Source organism: Calditrichota bacterium (assembly GCA_016867835.1).
GTDB lineage: Bacteria > Electryoneota > AABM5-125-24 > Hatepunaeales > Hatepunaeaceae > VGIQ01.
In genome coordinates, this window is the sequence record VGIQ01000022.1 from 15,404 (window position 1) to 31,294 (window position 15,891).

Here is a 15,891-nt window from a genome sequence, read left to right on the forward strand (position 1 = left end):
CAAAAGCCACTTTGCTGCATATATTAAGGCAAATGACTTCAAGATCATCATGCCAGCTTCAACCCAAGCATTATCAATAGTCAGCGCTGCAATTCGACGGAACGGGATCACCAATGTGGCTTCTGTTCCCCAGCGCAGCCCGCTCCGATATCCTGGTGGCAAGACCTGGCTTATACCAGAAATCCGGCAATGGCTTGGATCGCTTCCGGAGCGTCCGCGCCTGTTCGTCGAGCCCTTCGCCGGTGGAGCCATAGCCGCGCTCACCGCGATCTTCGAATCGCTTGCTGATCAAGCCATCATCTGCGACATAGACGACAACCTGTCAGCACTATGGGAAGTGATCTTGAATGAAGGCAGTTGGCTGGCATATCGTGTTGAGACATTTCCTTTTGAACCGGATCGGATCCAGAGCATGCTCCTGAGTTCTGTCGAAGATAGAAGAAACCGTGCATTCGTAACACTGCTCCTAAATCGCATTCGGCGCGGCGGCATACTCGCACCGGGCGCAAGCATCATGAAGAACGGCGAGCAAGGAAAGGGAATGGCTTCCCGTTGGTATCCACAGACTTTGGCTCGTAGAATACGTGACATCCATGGTGTGAGGGATCGCATACGATACTTGCACGGGGATGGGCTTGCGCTAATAGCATCAACGGCCTTAGAGCACGGCGCAGTCTTCTTTATCGATCCGCCTTATACTGCGGGGGGCAGGAATGCCGGAAGCCGACTTTATGCTCACAATAGACTTGATCACGCCAAACTGTTTGAGATGATGGCTTCGATCGACCACCCATTCCTTATGACGTATGATGACTGCGAGGCTATCAGGAGAATGGCGGCAGAACATGACTTTGCCATATACAATGTTCCAATGCGCAACTCCCATAATCAAACAAGAATCGAGTTGCTTATTACACCTTCACCAGTGTTTTGATGCCAATTTGCGCCTGATTCCGATTTCAAACTCGGATTGAGTCAGCGCGACTCCACCGGTTAGTCCCGCCACCGCATCTTCCAGACGGGTGTAGAAGACGCTGTCTAATCTCACATGAGCGCGTCTATCTTCGAAACTACCTTCGACGAAGTCAACCACAAACCATGCGATATCCGCGTTCGACTTGTCCTTCTCAAATCGCATCTCCGACAATGAATCGAAAAATGACCTGTCAATTACAACTGCCATTCTCTTTCCCCATCTGGTAATGTCTCTCACCTTCAATTGAAGTTGCGGCATCAATCGCTTGGGGCCGCTGCTTCGATAATCAGGTCTCCGCCGCCCGAAGGGAAATGGGAGTGTATCGACGGAACTGGACAGACCTTCGAATTCCCTTTCCATCTTATCGCCCGAGAAGTAAACGGCCTGAACTTCAACAGCACACCAGTCAAGTCTTGCCTCATGTGAAGGGTGAACAAGTATAAGATCTATCTTTCCGATTTCTCGCATTATTCTCGCAGCGTCTGCATCCCCTTCGCTTGCTCTGCCTCCTATAGTAGGTAGTGGCTTAAGAAAACCGACTTCCCTAACTATAAGTGGACTGTCCGTCCCCAACAGTTCTTTTCCAATGCTCGTTACAATCGTATTCAACTCGCCAAATCGGTGAGGACAAAGAGAGCGGATGCGACCTTCAGTACCTTCAACGAATCTCACCTTTCCATCTGCGCTCTTCTCATACAATCGGATTGAACAGACGCCACCAGATTTGGTGCAGGTCCCACCCTTAAAGGGGCAGTCGTGAGTTCTGGCTCGTGCGTCCTTAGATAATAGCTCAAGGGCAAGCCCCCGTCTTTGCTCTGACGTAAGCAAGTGAAAGAGAGTGCCAAACCATTCGGCTATACCGAAGCGGCGTGATGCAATTGACTTACGGGCTATGGTATCTCCTTGATCGATTACCCTCCTCACCACTTCATTAGGTTCACCTTGTCGATATCGACCGAGCCGTGATGCCGGAAGATCGCAACGATGATCGCGAGGCCAACTGCCACTTCCGCCGCCGCCACCGCCATCACGAAGAAGACGAAGACCTGCCCTGCGATGTCAGGCAGGAACCGGCTGTAGGCGACCAGCGTCAGGTTCGCCGCGTTGAGCATCAGTTCGATCGACATGAAGATCACCAGCGCGTTGCGCCTCGTGAGAACCCCCGCAACTCCAATCGCGAAGAGGAAAGCAGAGAGACCCAGATACCAGTTGAGTCCAACGGTCACTGGTCGCTCCCTCCCTTCCCGGTGAGCGGCGAAGTCCCGTTTTTCTTCAGCATCGCCACGACTCCGATAATGGCGATCAGGAGCAGCACTGAAGCGACCTCAAAGGGCACCAGAAAGTTCGTGTAGAGCGCTTTCCCGACCACTACCGGCGAGCCTGGCACCAGATCGGGCACCGGCGTCGTCAGCGCGCTACGGACCGCCGCAATCGCCACCAGCAGCACCCCTGCCGCTGCCGCGAAGCCGAGCCACTTGCGCAGAAGCCCGGTCGCCTCCCAGATCTGCTTCTCCTTAAGGTTAAGCAGCATCACCACGAAGAGGAAAAGCACCATGATCGCGCCGGCATAGACAATCACCTGCAGCGCGGCGACAAAGGGCGCGCCCAGGAGCACGTAGAGCATCGCCAGGCTGAAGAAGGACGCCACCAGCATCAACACCGACGTTACCGGGCTGCGTGCCAAAATGACGACTAACGACGACGCCAGCGCCGCCAGTCCAAAGAGGATAAATAAGATGAGTTCCATCACACCTGCATTGTAAACTCAACCTGTGGAATGACTTAATGGCGACCGGATTGGGCCGGGACCGAAGGGGTCTCGCCAAGTGGATTCCCCCTATAGTAGTCGATTCCCAGCACCAGCGTCAAACCTTCGCTTCCGATTTCCCTTAGTGGCAGGACTGACCGCACAAAGCCAAGACCCGCTGCCGCAGCAGGGTCGGTCGTATCGGCAACGATGACTAGCCCAAGTCCCAGCCGGTCGGCTTCAATTAAAGCATTCACCGGCTCAAGCATCAACGTATCGCGGGCGGTCAGGCTACTCTTGTCGGAATCAAGGATGTCCTGCAATTTCGCCTCTCCAATGAGAAAACGCAAGGCTTTTGCGACCATTCCACCCTCTCCAGCCCAACGACGGACTTGTCCTTTCAAGCCCTCGCCCCGATTGCGGGGCCGTTCCTGCAGCGCGACTGCCGATTGCGCAGCGACAATGGCGCCGGGAAGCCCCGCTTCAAGTTGAGCAAAATGCTCCGGTCTGGCTCGCGAGACGTAGCCGCTCAGGATCGGCCTCCGGTGGACGGTTTGAAAGAGCATGTGGCGCGCTTCGAACCGGCCGCGCCCGGTTAGACCGTCGATCCGGCCCAATGGCAGGTCGAGGAGAGCCGGATGCCGCTCATCGATCGGCAGCCGGCTTAGCAGTCCCGGCACTGTGGCATCTGCCACCGGGTAAGGCGAGGGCCAATACTCGAAAAGCGTTAGTAAAACGATCGCCGCCAGATAGAGCCTGCACCTCCCCGGACGGGTCCGTTCCTGCAGCCATTTGACGCCTCCGGCAGCAAGCAGGGCAATCCCCAGTATCGTCAATATCGTCCAACGGCCTGGTGCACGGGCATGCTGAAGAACCGGAGTGACTGCCATTACAAAGCCCGGCAGCGGGATATAGGTCATCCGACCTACCACCTGCAGAAACGGCCCCAGGCTCATCACCCAGGCACCGATTGTCGATAGCAAGACCCAGCGTCCCCACCGATCCGACCGCAGGCAGCGCGCGCCCAGTATTGCCAGGCATAGCACAATGACACCCGTATAGGCCGTTCGCTCAATACCCCCGCTGCCAATTATGCCAAACCATCGTCTTGCTCCCTCGCCATAAATCGGATGTAGCGCCGGAGGAGCGAGGATTCCTAATAAATCTACCGAGCCAAGCCAGGCCTGCCCGAGCATTCCCGTAGCGCGATAATAACCCGTAGCGGTTGCCGATAGGAACTTCAGACCCCAGGGGATCAACATTATCGATGTGACAGCGCCTATTCCCAAGAGTCGTCCCGCACCGCCGGGACTTCGCTCAACCCGGAGGAGATAGAAAGTCAGAGCCAGACAGTAGAGGAACAGAAAGATGGCATGGTAGGTGCTGGTAAGGCAGGCTAATGTCAACATGAGACCCGCGGCAACCATCTGGCGCGGGATAACTCGCTCAGCCACGATCGCACGAAAGATCGTGAGCAGCGCAAGCGGAAAGAACCCATTCGTCATCAAACTGAGATGCCCGGTTCCGCGGATCATCATATAGGGGCCAAAGCCATAGATCAGACCCGCCAGCAGCGCTCCCGAGCGATTCCCCCAGAGGTGCAGCGCCAACCGGTAAGCCCCCCATGCAGCAAAGGGAAATTGCAGCAAATAGAGGACATTAAATGCGCTGAGGGCCGGAAAGAGTTGTGAGAGAAGATAGTGGGCTAGACCGAAGGGAAACGGCTCGGGCGAGAGATCGGTGCCGAGAGGATGATAGATGAGCGGTGAAGAAAAGGGACTGACGCCCATGCGCAGCGCTTGACCCGTCCACCAGACAACCCAATAGATAGCATAGGCATCTCCGCCCCGCCCGGATAACTGCTGGTCGAGTCCGGTTACCAACGGCCAGGTGAATAGCATGGCCAGTGTCCCATACCCCAGCCAGACCGCTCCCTCGCGGAGGAGATTGGACTTCAAACGAAACCCACCGGAGACCATTGGCAATAAGCCCGCATCACATACTGTCCAATTCGCGCCGGAATCTGCCGGCATCCTCAAATCGCCGGTAAACCGACGCAAAGCGTATATAAGCCACCTCGTCGATTTCCTTCAATCGGGCCATCACCATTTCGCCGATCTCGCTGGAGGGCATTTCAGTGCCCCCCCGGTCATGGCACCGATCCTCGATCTCCCTGACCAATTCAACGATCTTCTCCCGGGGAACGGGTCGCTTGGCGAGCGCGATAGCAATACCCCGTTGCAATTTTGCCCGGTCGAACGGTTCCCGGCGGCCGTCCTGTTTGACTACCATCAACGAGACGGCTTCTATGAATTCATAAGTGGTAAACCGCCGTCCGCAGGAGAGGCATTCGCGGCGACGGCGCACCTCGGCCCCCTCCTTTAGGGTCCGGGAATCGACGACCCGATCGTCGGGGTGATGGCAAAAAGGACAAAGCATTAGGCGCGACCCGTCTGCTGGCGCTGAGTTATAAGATGCTCCCGTCTGTTATATGCCGGTGGGACGCCCTCGTCCCCTCGGACCGGGCTGACGGACGCATTCGTCCGTTAGCCACTGTCAAGCGTCTATAAGATAGCCTCCAATCCTCGAGGAGGGCAATCGAAGTGTCATTCTATTTGCTGCCTCCATTAAAGGCATTATAGCCCCCCCCACTGCGATGTCTTGCTAAGATACTCCCCAATCCCTAACTTGTATCCATCTCCGCCGGCGGTCATTGCATTCTAAAAGTCCGGTGCAGTTTTAACATTCATTGACTCAAGGGAGTTCCCGTGAGCAGCGCGGCACTATCTCTCCAAATGAAGGCATCCGATTCCTCCGACGAGTTCGACTTTTACTTTCAAACCTTCTACAATGCCCGCCGACCGGTTTTGATGTCCCAGCACAAAGGCTGGAAACCGGCTACCGACGTCTATGAAACCGACGACGAAGTCGTCATCGTCGTCGATATTGCCAGTATCAGCACCAGCGATATTCGTTTGACCCTTCAAGGCCAGGTGCTGACCTTGCGCGGTCTGCGCCGGGAACTCCCGGTCGATGAGAAACGGCACTATCACAATATGGAGATCGACTTCGGGCCGTTTGAACGGCGCATCGACCTGCCGGCGCGGGTCGATCCCGACCGCTCGGTAAAGCGCTACCTGCAGGGCTTCCTTGAGGTCCGTCTGCCCAAACTCGACTTGCTTCAGATCGAACGTCGCGACCTCGAGATCGACCTGTGAATCAGAAGCCCTCCAAATCTCGCAGCGAGAATAGCGAGCCGGTCATTCCGACCATCCTGTCGCTCTTCGTCACCGACGAACTGGTGCTTTTCCCCGGCGTCATCACACCGGTTATCGTCAAGGATGACGAGCAGATCCGTTTAATCGGCGAGGTCCTCAACTCGCCGAGCAAGGTCGTCGCCGTCGCCTTGCGCCGGACGGATGACGAGCCGGATTCTTCGACCGAGGAACTCTACGAGATCGGCACCGCCTCGGCGATCATCAAGATGCTGCGCATTCCGGACGGGACGCTTCGCCTTTTGATGCAAGGTCAGTCCCGCATTAGACTGAACGCCTATCTTCCCGGCGACAACGGCTTCGCCCGCGTATCGGTTTCGCAGATCGAATCGAAGCCGTCCGAGGGCCTGCGCTCCGAAGCGCTGATGCGCCAGGTGCGGGACGCCTTCTCAGAGGTGATCGATGCTGCGCCCTACCTGCCCTACGAAATGAAAGTGGCGTTGATCAATATTTCCGACGCCGGGGCCATGTGCGACTTCATCGCCGCCAACCTCAACATCCGCCCTGACGAGCGGCAGGAAGTTCTCGCCTCAATCGACGTCGATGTGCGCTTGAAGATCGTCTCCAAGATGGTCGATCGGGAATTGAAACTGCTGAAATTGGGCAGCAAGATACAAAGCGAAGTCTCAGGCCAAATCGAAAAGAGTCAGAAGGACTACTTTCTGCGCGAGCAACTCAAGGCAATCAAGCGGGAGTTGGGCGAAGAGGAAGAAGGCGCTGAACTTCGCGAGTTGAGGGAGCGGATAGCCCACCTCGACGCGCCGGATCCGGTCATCGAAACAGCCCGGCGCGAGATCGAGCGGCTCGGTAATATGAACCCCGCGTCGGCGGAATGGACGGTAGCGCGCACCTATATCGACTGGCTCCTCGACCTGCCCTGGCGGGTTCGAACCGCGGACAACATCGACATCCCTGAAGCGCGCAAGATACTCGACCGCGAACACTATGGCCTCGACGACGTCAAGGAGCGCATTCTCGAATACCTCGCAGTGAAGAAACTGCGCGGTGAAGGCCGGGGCTCGATTCTCTGTTTCGTCGGCCCGCCCGGCGTCGGCAAGACCTCCATCGGCAAATCGATCGCCGAAGCGATGGGCCGCAAGTTCGTCCGTATATCGCTCGGCGGACTGCGCGACGAAGCCGAGATACGCGGCCATAGGAGGACCTACATCGGAGCGCTGCCCGGACGCGTGATCCAGAACCTGAAGCGGGCCGGCACTAACAACCCGGTCTTTATGCTCGACGAGATCGACAAACTCGGCACCGACTTCCGCGGCGATCCGGCTTCGGCGATGCTCGAAGTGCTCGATCCGGAGCAGAATTTCGCCTTTCAGGACAACTACCTCGAACTCGACTTCGACCTCTCACAGGTGATGTTCATAACTACTGCGAACTACCTTGAGACGATCCCGCCGCCGCTGCGCGACCGGATGGAAGTGATCAAACTGCCGGGCTACATCACACCCGAAAAAGTGCGCATCGCGCGGAGATACCTCGTGCCGCGGCAGTTGAAGGAGAACGGTATCGGGGCGGATCGGGTGCGATTCACTGAAAAAGCGCTCGAGACAATCGTCGTCTATTACACCCGCGAAGCCGGCGTTCGGACGCTTGAGCGGACTATTGGACGCGTCTGCCGCAAGGTTGCGGTCAAGGTCGCCGAAGACTCGACAATTCGCAGGTGCAACATCACCACCCGGAACCTGGAAAAATACCTCGGCCCGGCGCGGGTCATGCCCGATTTGATGGGCCGGAACCCCCGCGTCGGGGTCGTTACCGGCCTCGCCTGGACGCCGGTCGGAGGAGTGATGCTCCAGATCGAGGCTCTTGCCATGCCGGGCGAAGGCCGGATGCGCATCACCGGGCAACTCGGCGACGTAATGAAGGAGTCGGCGGAGATCGCGATGTCCTATCTCCGGTCGCGGGCAGCGCATCTGAAGATCCCGCAGGATTACTTCAAGCAACACGACATCCACATCCACATCCCGGAGGGTGCGACGCCGAAAGACGGACCGTCGGCGGGGGTGACAATAACCGCTGCACTTGCTTCACTCTTCACCGGACGCCCGGCATGGCACAATATCGCCATGACGGGTGAAATCACCCTGCTTGGCGAAGTCCTCCCGATCGGCGGCTTGCGGGAGAAGTCGGTCGCGGCTGCGCGAGGGCATATGCAGGCCGTCATCTGCCCCACTGGAAACCGCGCCGATCTGGCCGAAATTCCCGACATCGTTAAAGACAAGATCGAATACCGCTTCGTCGATCACCTCGACGAGGTGTTAAAGATGATCCTCGTCCCGCCATCGAAAAAGAAGTCGGTGCAGCCGACGCTCGAACGTCGCAGCGGCGAGCGGCGCAAGAAGTCGTAACCCTGATGCGATGATGATGATCATCGTGCCGTCGGGTGTCCCCACCCGACGGCGTGTGTCAGGTGAAGACACCTGACACCACAACAACCCTGATGCGATGATGTTGATCATCGTGCCGTCGGGTGTCCCCACCCGACGGCGTGTGTCAGGTGAAGACACCTGACACCACAACAACCCTGATGCGATGATGTTGATCATCGTGCCATTGGGTGTCCCCACCCGACTGCATGTGTCAGGTGAAGACACCTGACACCACAACAACACTGATGCCGATGATGATGATCATCGTGCCGTCTGGTGTCCCCACCCGACGGCATGTGTCAGGTGAAGACACCTGACACCACAACAACACTGATGCCGATGATGATGATCATCGTGCCGTCGGGTGTCCCCACCCGACGGCGTGTGTCAGGTGAAGACACCTGACACCACAACAACACTGATGCCGATGATGATGATCATCGTGCCGTCTGGTGTCCCCACCCGACGGCATGTGTCAGGTGAAGACACCTGTCACCACAACAACCCTGATGCCGATGATGATGATGAAGGCTTTTCACTTGACACTTGATACTTGATACTTGACACTTTACACCTAACCCTACCCGGCCCCGAGTTTCTGATCTACGCTTTTGTCGCGCTGCTGACCGTTGGCTTTCCCGCCTACTACATCCTCCGCGACCGCCGCAAGAGCGCCGCTGCAACTGCAATGATGGCCAAAGCCGCCTTGCGTGGCTTGGACGAGCCGGCATCGCTCCATCCGACCATCGACCCCGACAGTTGCATCGGCACCGGAGCCTGTGTTAAAGCCTGCCCGGAAGAGCGCGTGATCGGTCTGATCGAGGGCAAGGCAGCGCTCATCAATCCATCACGCTGCATCGGGCACGGTCTATGTGCGGCAGCCTGTCCGGTAAGCGCGATAAGCCTCGTCTTTGGCACCGCAAAGCGCGGAGTCGATATACCGCACGTCAGCGGCACCTTCGAATCGAATATCCCGGGCATCTACATTGCAGGTGAATTGGGCGGAATGGGACTCATTAGAAACGCGGTTACACAAGGCCGTCAGGCGGTGGAGAACATTGTGCGCAGTCTGGGGGGCAAGGATGATGATGATAATGATGATGATGTATACGATCTGGCGATTGTCGGAGCCGGTCCAGCCGGAATAGGCGGCGCGTTGGCAGCGAGGAAAGCCGGCCTCAAGTTCATCATCTTCGATCAGGACGACTTCGGCGGGACGATCCTTACCTACCCGCGGCGCAAGTTGGTGTTGACCGCACCGATCGAACTTCCCTTACATGGCAAAGTGAGTCCGGGCGAGATCAGCAAGGAAGCGCTGCTTGAACTGCTTCTCAAGGTCTGCAGCAACGCCGGGCTGGCGGTTCGGTCGGGTGAAAAAATCGAGAGCATCACATCATCATCATCATCATTGGACGGCATCTTTAATCTGACCGCCAGGTCAGGGGAGCACCGTGCCCGTCGGGTACTCCTTGCCACCGGACGCCGGGGCAGCCCGCGCAAGCTGGGCGTTCCGGGCGAAGGGTCGGGCAAGGTTGCCTATCGCCTCACCGACCCTGAGAAGTTCCACCATCTCCGCATCCTCGTCGTCGGGGGAGGCGACAGCGCCGTCGAGTCAGCCGTCTCACTTTCCGAGCAACCCGGTAACACCGTCCATATCTCCTACCGGCAGGAGGAATTCTACCGTATCAAGGAGGGCAACCGCGAACGGATCAAGCGAGCCCTGCGCGAAAACCGCGTCGTGCCGCTTTTCCTAAGTGAAGTGAAGCAGATCGAAGCCGACACGGTGCAACTCGAACAGCAAGGCAAGCCGGTCATCCTGCCCAACGATCAGGTCTTCGTCTTTGCCGGGGGCGAACTACCGGCGGAGTTCCTGCAGCGGATCGGCATCCAGTTCACCCGAAAGTTCGGTCAGAAATGATGATGATGATGATAATGATGATAATGATGATGATAGTGCCGCCCGCCGTTGCGCAGATTTCGCCCGGAAAGTTGTCCCGCTACCACGCCGCTCAGGAAGGTCTCACCAACTGCACCAAGTGCCACGAATTGGGGCGGGAGGTGTCAAACGCCAGGTGCCTTGCCTGCCACACTACCGTCGCCCGCCGCCGCGAAGCGAAACAAGGCTTGCACGGTCAGCCGGAGACGTTCGCCCGCAAATGCAAGGATTGCCACTTCGAGCATCACGGCGAAAACTTCGAGATCGTCCACTGGGAGGAGGGCGGCAAAGACCGCTTCGACCATGCCCGAACCGGCTGGCCGCTCGAAGGCGCGCATCGCCCCGGCGCCGGAAGAATCGTCGCCTGCAAAGACTGCCACCGGGAATCGCTTATTCAAGCCGGGTCCATCTCATTGGATTCGACCGTCCGCATCGGAAGGACGTTCCTCGGTCTGGGACAGGATTGCATAGACTGCCACCAGGACGAGCACCGCGGCAATTTAGGTGAAGAGTGCCTTGCCTGCCATACGCTGGAGTCATGGCAGCCGGCAACCAAATTTGTTCACGACCGAAGCCGTTATTCCCTGACCGGCAAGCACCGGCAGGTCGAATGCGCGAAGTGCCATACTCCCTACTCGGATGCTGCCGCTGAAACGCCAACCGGTGGTCCGTTGCCGCGCCGGAGCAAGAATCCCGTGCGACGCTATCGCGGACTGGAATACGCCAACTGCGCGTCGTGTCACGCCGATCCGCACCTCGGTCGGCTGGGCGGAGATTGCAAGCACTGCCATAACACCGACGACTTCCGACAGGTCGCCGCCGGCCGGTTCGATCACGACCGGACAGCCTTTCCGCTTACCGGGAAGCACAAGGTGGCGGAGTGTGCGTCGTGCCACACCAGCGACCGGGCAAGTGGAACGAGGATAGAAGCAGACCGGAGGCAGCCTCTTCAGGCAGCCGGGTGCGCTGCCTGCCATCGCGACTTTCACCAGGGGCAGTTCGCAACCCGGCCTGACGGAGGTCGCTGCGAATCTTGCCATACAACCGACGGATTCAGCCCCTCGACGTATCGACTCGAACAACATCAAGGCTCCCGCTTCCCTCTAACCGGCGCTCATCTTGCGACGCCATGCTTAAAATGCCACCGTATCGATAACGAGAGGCAAGCGGCGCAGGGCAAACTTATGACCTTTCGGATTGAGCCATCGAACTGCGTTGCCTGCCACCCGGACCCCCATCGCAGCGAAGTCGATCGTTTTCTGGCAAAGGCGGGCTGCGAGAAGTGTCACACGACTGAGCACTGGCGCGTCGCGGCAGACCGGTTCGACCATGATATTGAAACCAAATTCCCGCTTTCGGGAAGACACCGGACAGCTGCCTGTCGCAAATGCCATGAGATAGATAATGGTGGAAGCCGAGTGTTGACCCTGAAATCGCTCCAAACGGGCTGTCAGTCGTGCCACATGGATGTCCATCGCGGTCAGTTTGCTCCAACCGAAGACGCGGTTGTGGATTGCAGCCGGTGCCACCTGCCGGACGGTTGGAAAGTGCTCACCTTCGATCACAACCGGCAGAGCCGGTTCACCCTCGCCGGTGCACATTCCCTGGTCGCCTGTAAATCCTGTCATAAGCCCGATCCAATAGATTCCATTGTTCGTTATAAGCCGCTCCCCATCCGATGCGAGGAGTGTCATAAGTCTTAAGGCTTAAGGCTTAAGGATTTAGGATTGGATTCAATAATGAATGCGCACTGGTTAAAGCACTGCCGACTTCTGCCGATTCTCATTTGCTTTCTGCCCGCTTCATTGGCACAGGCGCAGTCGAATCCGCATGGGGAGCTCTCTATCTCTTGCAAGGAGTGCCATACAGTCGAGGGCTGGCAGGCAGCAGATTCAGTCCGCCTCTTCGACCATAGCGGCACGGCCTTTCCCCTTGAAGGCCGGCACCGGACAACGTCCTGTCGCGAATGTCACCGCAACTTACGCTTTGCCGGGACGCCTTCCGCATGCCGCGCCTGCCACGTAGATGTTCACAGCGGGCAATTCGGGCCGACCTGCGTGGTCTGCCATTCGCCGCAGACTTGGGAAGCCGCTCCCGATATGGCTTTTCGGCACGAACTGACGCGGTTCCCGCTAACCGGCATTCATCGGGGGCTGGATTGCCGCAGTTGCCATAGCGGGGGCGTTTTCGCTGGACTTTCAGCAAAGTGCTTCTCCTGCCATATCAAGGACTACGAGCGCACTCGCAGTCCCGATCACCGGGCGGCAGGCTTCAGCACTGACTGCTCCCAGTGCCACTCCCCGGTCGGGGCGCCGGGACGTAGTTCGTGGGGTGGAGCGGCGTTTGTCCATCCGACATCGTTTCCGCTGGTAGGCGGACATCAGGCGGTCGAGTGCGCAACATGCCACCAGTCCGGCTATCGGGGCCTTTCGTCCGATTGCCAGACCTGCCACACTGCCGACTATGATCGGACCTTGAATCCCGACCACCGGCAGGGCCGGTTCAGCCATGATTGCGCATCCTGCCATACTATTCAAGGCTGGCGCCCGGCACGGTATGACCACGATCTCTCCCGATTCCCGCTCACCGGAAGTCATCGCTCGGCGGCCTGTGCCGCCTGCCATCAGGAAGGCCGGTTCACGGGAACTCCGACGGCGTGCCTTTCCTGCCATAATGGGGACTTCGCCCGCGCCGACGACCCCGATCATGTCCGGGGGCAGTTCGATTCGAACTGTGCTCTTTGTCATTCGACCGATGATTGGAAGCCTGCGACTTTCGATCACGCCTTAAGCCGCTTCCCCCTGACCGGAGCGCACCGCCGGACGGAGTGCGCGGAGTGCCATACCGGAGGCGTCTGGCAGGGGACGCCGCAGGATTGTTACTCCTGCCACCGCAGTGACTATGAGCGCTCGGCCGACCCCGACCATCGGCGGCTAAACTATAGCCTTGACTGCACCGATTGCCACACCACTGACGACTGGGACGTTCGACGGATCGACCACGACCGGACTCCCTTCCCCCTGACCGGAAAGCACCGGCTGGCTGAATGCGCCGAATGTCATACCGGAGGACGTTACACCGGCACAACGGCTGAGTGCGGGGTCTGCCACCGGGACGACTTCGAAGGCGCCCGTCAGCCCGATCACTCGAGCGGACGGTTCAGTTCGTCATGCCAAACCTGTCACACCACTGAAGGCTGGCGCCCGGCTTCCTTTGACCACGCGCTTGCGAGGTTCCTGCTGTCGGGGGCTCACCGGCGGACGGAGTGTGCGCTTTGCCATGCCGGAGGCATCTACACCGGGACACCGGCTGAGTGTTATGCCTGCCACCGGGACGACTTCGAAGGCGCCCGTCAGCCCGATCACTCGAGCGGGCGGTTCAGTTCATCGTGCCAGACTTGCCATTCCTCCGAAGGCTGGCGCCCGGCGACCTTCGACCATGCGCTCGCGAGGTTCCCGCTGGCGGGGGCTCACCGGCGGACGGAGTGTGCGTCCTGCCATGTCGGTGGCATCTACACCGGTACGCCACTGGAGTGTTATGTCTGCCACCGTGACGACTTCGAAGGCGTCGCCGACCCTGGGCATCAAGCCGGCAATTTCGACCGTGTATGCACTACCTGCCATTCGCTGGAGGGCTGGCGACCGGCAGCATTCGACCATACCGGCACCGACTTCAGACTGACCGGTGCGCACCGGAACCTCGACTGTAATCGATGCCACCAGAATCGCTTCACCGGAACCGGAGCGGCTTGCCGCGATTGCCATCTGGACGACTATGCAAGGACGCTAAACCCGGAACACTACCAAGCCGCGTTTCCCGACAACTGCATGCTCTGCCATCAAACCAACCGGTGGCGTCCGGCGGCGTTCGATCACAGCCGCGCGCGTTTCATACTAACCGGCGGGCATAGGTCGGTCAGTTGTGTCGTCTGCCATTCCGGGGGGCGTTACACCGGGACACCGGTTGAGTGCTATGCCTGTCACCGGGACGACTTTGAAGGTGTTTCCGATCCCGACCATCGGAATGGGAACTATGACCACACCTGCACGGTTTGCCATACGACCGAGGGCTGGACTCCGGCGACCTTCGACCACTCGCGGGCGCGGTTCATTCTTACTGGAGCGCACTTGCGAACCGACTGTGCGGAGTGCCATACTGGAGGGCGCTATTCCGGGACACCGGTTGAGTGTTATGCCTGCCACCGGGACGACTTTGAAGGTGTTTCCGATCCCGACCATCGGAGTGGGAACTATGACCACACCTGCACGGTTTGCCATACGACGGAGGGCTGGACACCGGCTCTCTTCGACCACTCGGCTACCCGGTTTCCACTCACCGGTGCGCACCGGATTGCCGGCTGCGCGGAGTGTCATATCGGGGGGAGATATACCGGAACTCCTTTCGACTGCTTTTTCTGCCACCGGGACGACTACGAAAACGCCCGCAACCCCAATCATCAAGCCGCCGGATTCCCCCAAGCCTGCGCTTCGTGCCATTCGACGGCAGCCTGGGATCCGGCTAATTTCAACCACGATGCACAGTGGTTCCCGATCTATACAGGGCGCCATCGAGGAGAATGGGACGGCGTATGCTCATCCTGTCACACCAATCCCAACGATTTCCGGATCTTCACCTGCATCGACTGCCACGAGCATCGTCGCGATGCCATGGACCGGGAGCATCGCGAAGAACCGCGCTATGAGTATAACAGCGCGGCATGCTACCGGTGTCATCCGCGCGGTGAAGCGCTTCTAATGCGTCCCAAAGGCGACGCCGGGCGTCGGCTGCATGAGGCGCGATAGATGGGACGAGGCTCGACCTTGGCACTTCTCGTCGTCTTCACCGTGGGACTTCACACCCTCCTGGCGAGGGCACAGGTTACCGCACAGGTGGCCTATGTTGCATCGGAAACGATCTATCTTGACCGGGGATCGGGCGACGGCTTGATGACGGGGGACAGCGCTCTAATCGTCCGCAACGATAGCGTCGTCGCCCGACTGGTCGTGACCTATCTTGCCGGACGAACGGCAGCCTGCCGGGTGGTAGGCATTGGGAGTCCGCAGGCGGGTGATCGAGTGGCAATCTATCCGACCGCACCACGACCGGTCATCGATGGTGGTGAAGATTCACGGCCCAGACGGGATACGCTCAAGGCACCGCAGCGGGCTGTTGTTGAGCCTTCTGCGGCAGCCAAAGGTCGCCCTGTCCCGAGCCATCTGCGGATGCGCGCGGGTTACCGGTTCTATGTTCAGAACCCTTCCGGCTCGGGCGGATACGAATACCGGCAGTCGTCGCTGATGTTGAATGGATCCCTTGAACGCGCCCTGGGAAGCCCGTGGAGCGCCTATTGGAGGCTGCGGGCAGGGTCTGCCCTGCGAACCGGGCGGCCCGGTCGGCGCGAAATGCGGCTTTATGAAGCGCGCTTAAGTTGGCGTGACGCAGCCAAACCTTTTAAACTCGAGTTAGGGAGGCTTATTCCATCGCGAGCCGGGGGAGTTGGCTGGGTCGATGGCGCGGAAATAGGGTATCGGTTATCCGGAAACGCCGTCACCATGGGCGCTTTCGCTGGATTC

General features: G+C 58.7%; 12 protein-coding genes. 7 read left to right on the forward strand and 5 right to left on the reverse strand.

The window, feature by feature from the left end:
- Positions 1-49: 49 nt before the first annotated feature.
- On the forward strand, positions 50-934 hold the full coding sequence (locus tag FJY67_03950; protein MBM3328613.1) for a DNA adenine methylase: 885 nt from the start codon (positions 50-52) through the stop codon (positions 932-934).
- On the opposite strand, the gene FJY67_03955 is transcribed toward FJY67_03950, so the two are convergent.
- The 5 genes from FJY67_03955 to nrdR are packed head-to-tail and all read right to left on the reverse strand — an operon-like array spanning position 920 to position 5,162.
- Positions 920-1,903: a hypothetical protein gene (locus FJY67_03955; protein MBM3328614.1), complete on the reverse strand. Its 984-nt coding sequence runs from the start codon at positions 1,901-1,903 to the stop codon at positions 920-922. The genes FJY67_03950 and FJY67_03955 overlap by 15 nt on opposite strands.
- The gene (nuoK, locus tag FJY67_03960) at positions 1,897-2,202 is read right to left on the reverse strand and encodes an NADH-quinone oxidoreductase subunit NuoK (protein MBM3328615.1); all 306 of its coding nucleotides are present in this window, start codon (positions 2,200-2,202) and stop codon (positions 1,897-1,899) included. The genes FJY67_03955 and nuoK overlap by 7 nt, the downstream gene beginning before the upstream one ends.
- A complete protein-coding gene (locus tag FJY67_03965; GenBank protein ID MBM3328616.1) occupies positions 2,199-2,723 on the reverse strand; it encodes an NADH-quinone oxidoreductase subunit J in 525 nt (174 codons plus the stop codon). The genes nuoK and FJY67_03965 overlap by 4 nt, the downstream gene beginning before the upstream one ends.
- Positions 2,724-2,758: 35 nt before the next feature.
- Positions 2,759-4,681, reverse strand: a complete 1,923-nt coding sequence (locus tag FJY67_03970; GenBank protein ID MBM3328617.1) for a hypothetical protein — start codon at positions 4,679-4,681, stop codon at positions 2,759-2,761.
- A gap of 37 nt (positions 4,682-4,718) precedes the next feature.
- Positions 4,719-5,162: a transcriptional repressor NrdR gene (nrdR, locus tag FJY67_03975; protein MBM3328618.1), complete on the reverse strand. Its 444-nt coding sequence runs from the start codon at positions 5,160-5,162 to the stop codon at positions 4,719-4,721.
- A gap of 329 nt (positions 5,163-5,491) precedes the next feature.
- Between nrdR and FJY67_03980 the strand changes: the two genes are divergently transcribed.
- The 6 genes from FJY67_03980 to FJY67_04005 all read left to right on the forward strand — a co-directional run.
- Entirely contained in the window at positions 5,492-5,941 is a 450-nt protein-coding gene (locus tag FJY67_03980) for an Hsp20/alpha crystallin family protein (protein MBM3328619.1), read from the forward strand.
- On the forward strand, positions 5,938-8,361 hold the full coding sequence (lon, locus tag FJY67_03985; protein MBM3328620.1) for an endopeptidase La: 2,424 nt from the start codon (positions 5,938-5,940) through the stop codon (positions 8,359-8,361). The genes FJY67_03980 and lon overlap by 4 nt, the downstream gene beginning before the upstream one ends.
- Before the next feature lie 577 nt (positions 8,362-8,938).
- Positions 8,939-10,300, forward strand: a complete 1,362-nt coding sequence (locus FJY67_03990; GenBank protein MBM3328621.1) for a 4Fe-4S dicluster domain-containing protein — start codon at positions 8,939-8,941, stop codon at positions 10,298-10,300.
- A 35-nt stretch (positions 10,301-10,335) separates the two neighbouring features.
- Positions 10,336-12,021, forward strand: a complete 1,686-nt coding sequence (locus FJY67_03995; GenBank protein ID MBM3328622.1) for a hypothetical protein — start codon at positions 10,336-10,338, stop codon at positions 12,019-12,021.
- 36 nt (positions 12,022-12,057) lie between these two features.
- Positions 12,058-15,120 (forward strand): hypothetical protein, encoded by a 3,063-nt coding sequence (locus tag FJY67_04000; protein MBM3328623.1) that lies wholly within the window; start codon positions 12,058-12,060, stop codon positions 15,118-15,120.
- A partial coding sequence (locus FJY67_04005) for a hypothetical protein (GenBank protein ID MBM3328624.1) occupies positions 15,121-15,891 on the forward strand: 771 nt, incomplete at its 3' end.

Coding starts and splice junctions, on each gene's coding strand:
- nrdR (MBM3328618.1), bottom strand. CDS start 5,162: ATGCTTTGTCCTTTTTGCCATCACCCCGACGATCGGGTCGTCGATTCC.
- FJY67_03950 (MBM3328613.1), top strand. CDS start 50: ATGCCAGCTTCAACCCAAGCATTATCAATAGTCAGCGCTGCAATTCGA.
- FJY67_03965 (MBM3328616.1), bottom strand. CDS start 2,723: ATGGAACTCATCTTATTTATCCTCTTTGGACTGGCGGCGCTGGCGTCG.
- FJY67_04000 (MBM3328623.1), top strand. CDS start 12,058: ATGAATGCGCACTGGTTAAAGCACTGCCGACTTCTGCCGATTCTCATT.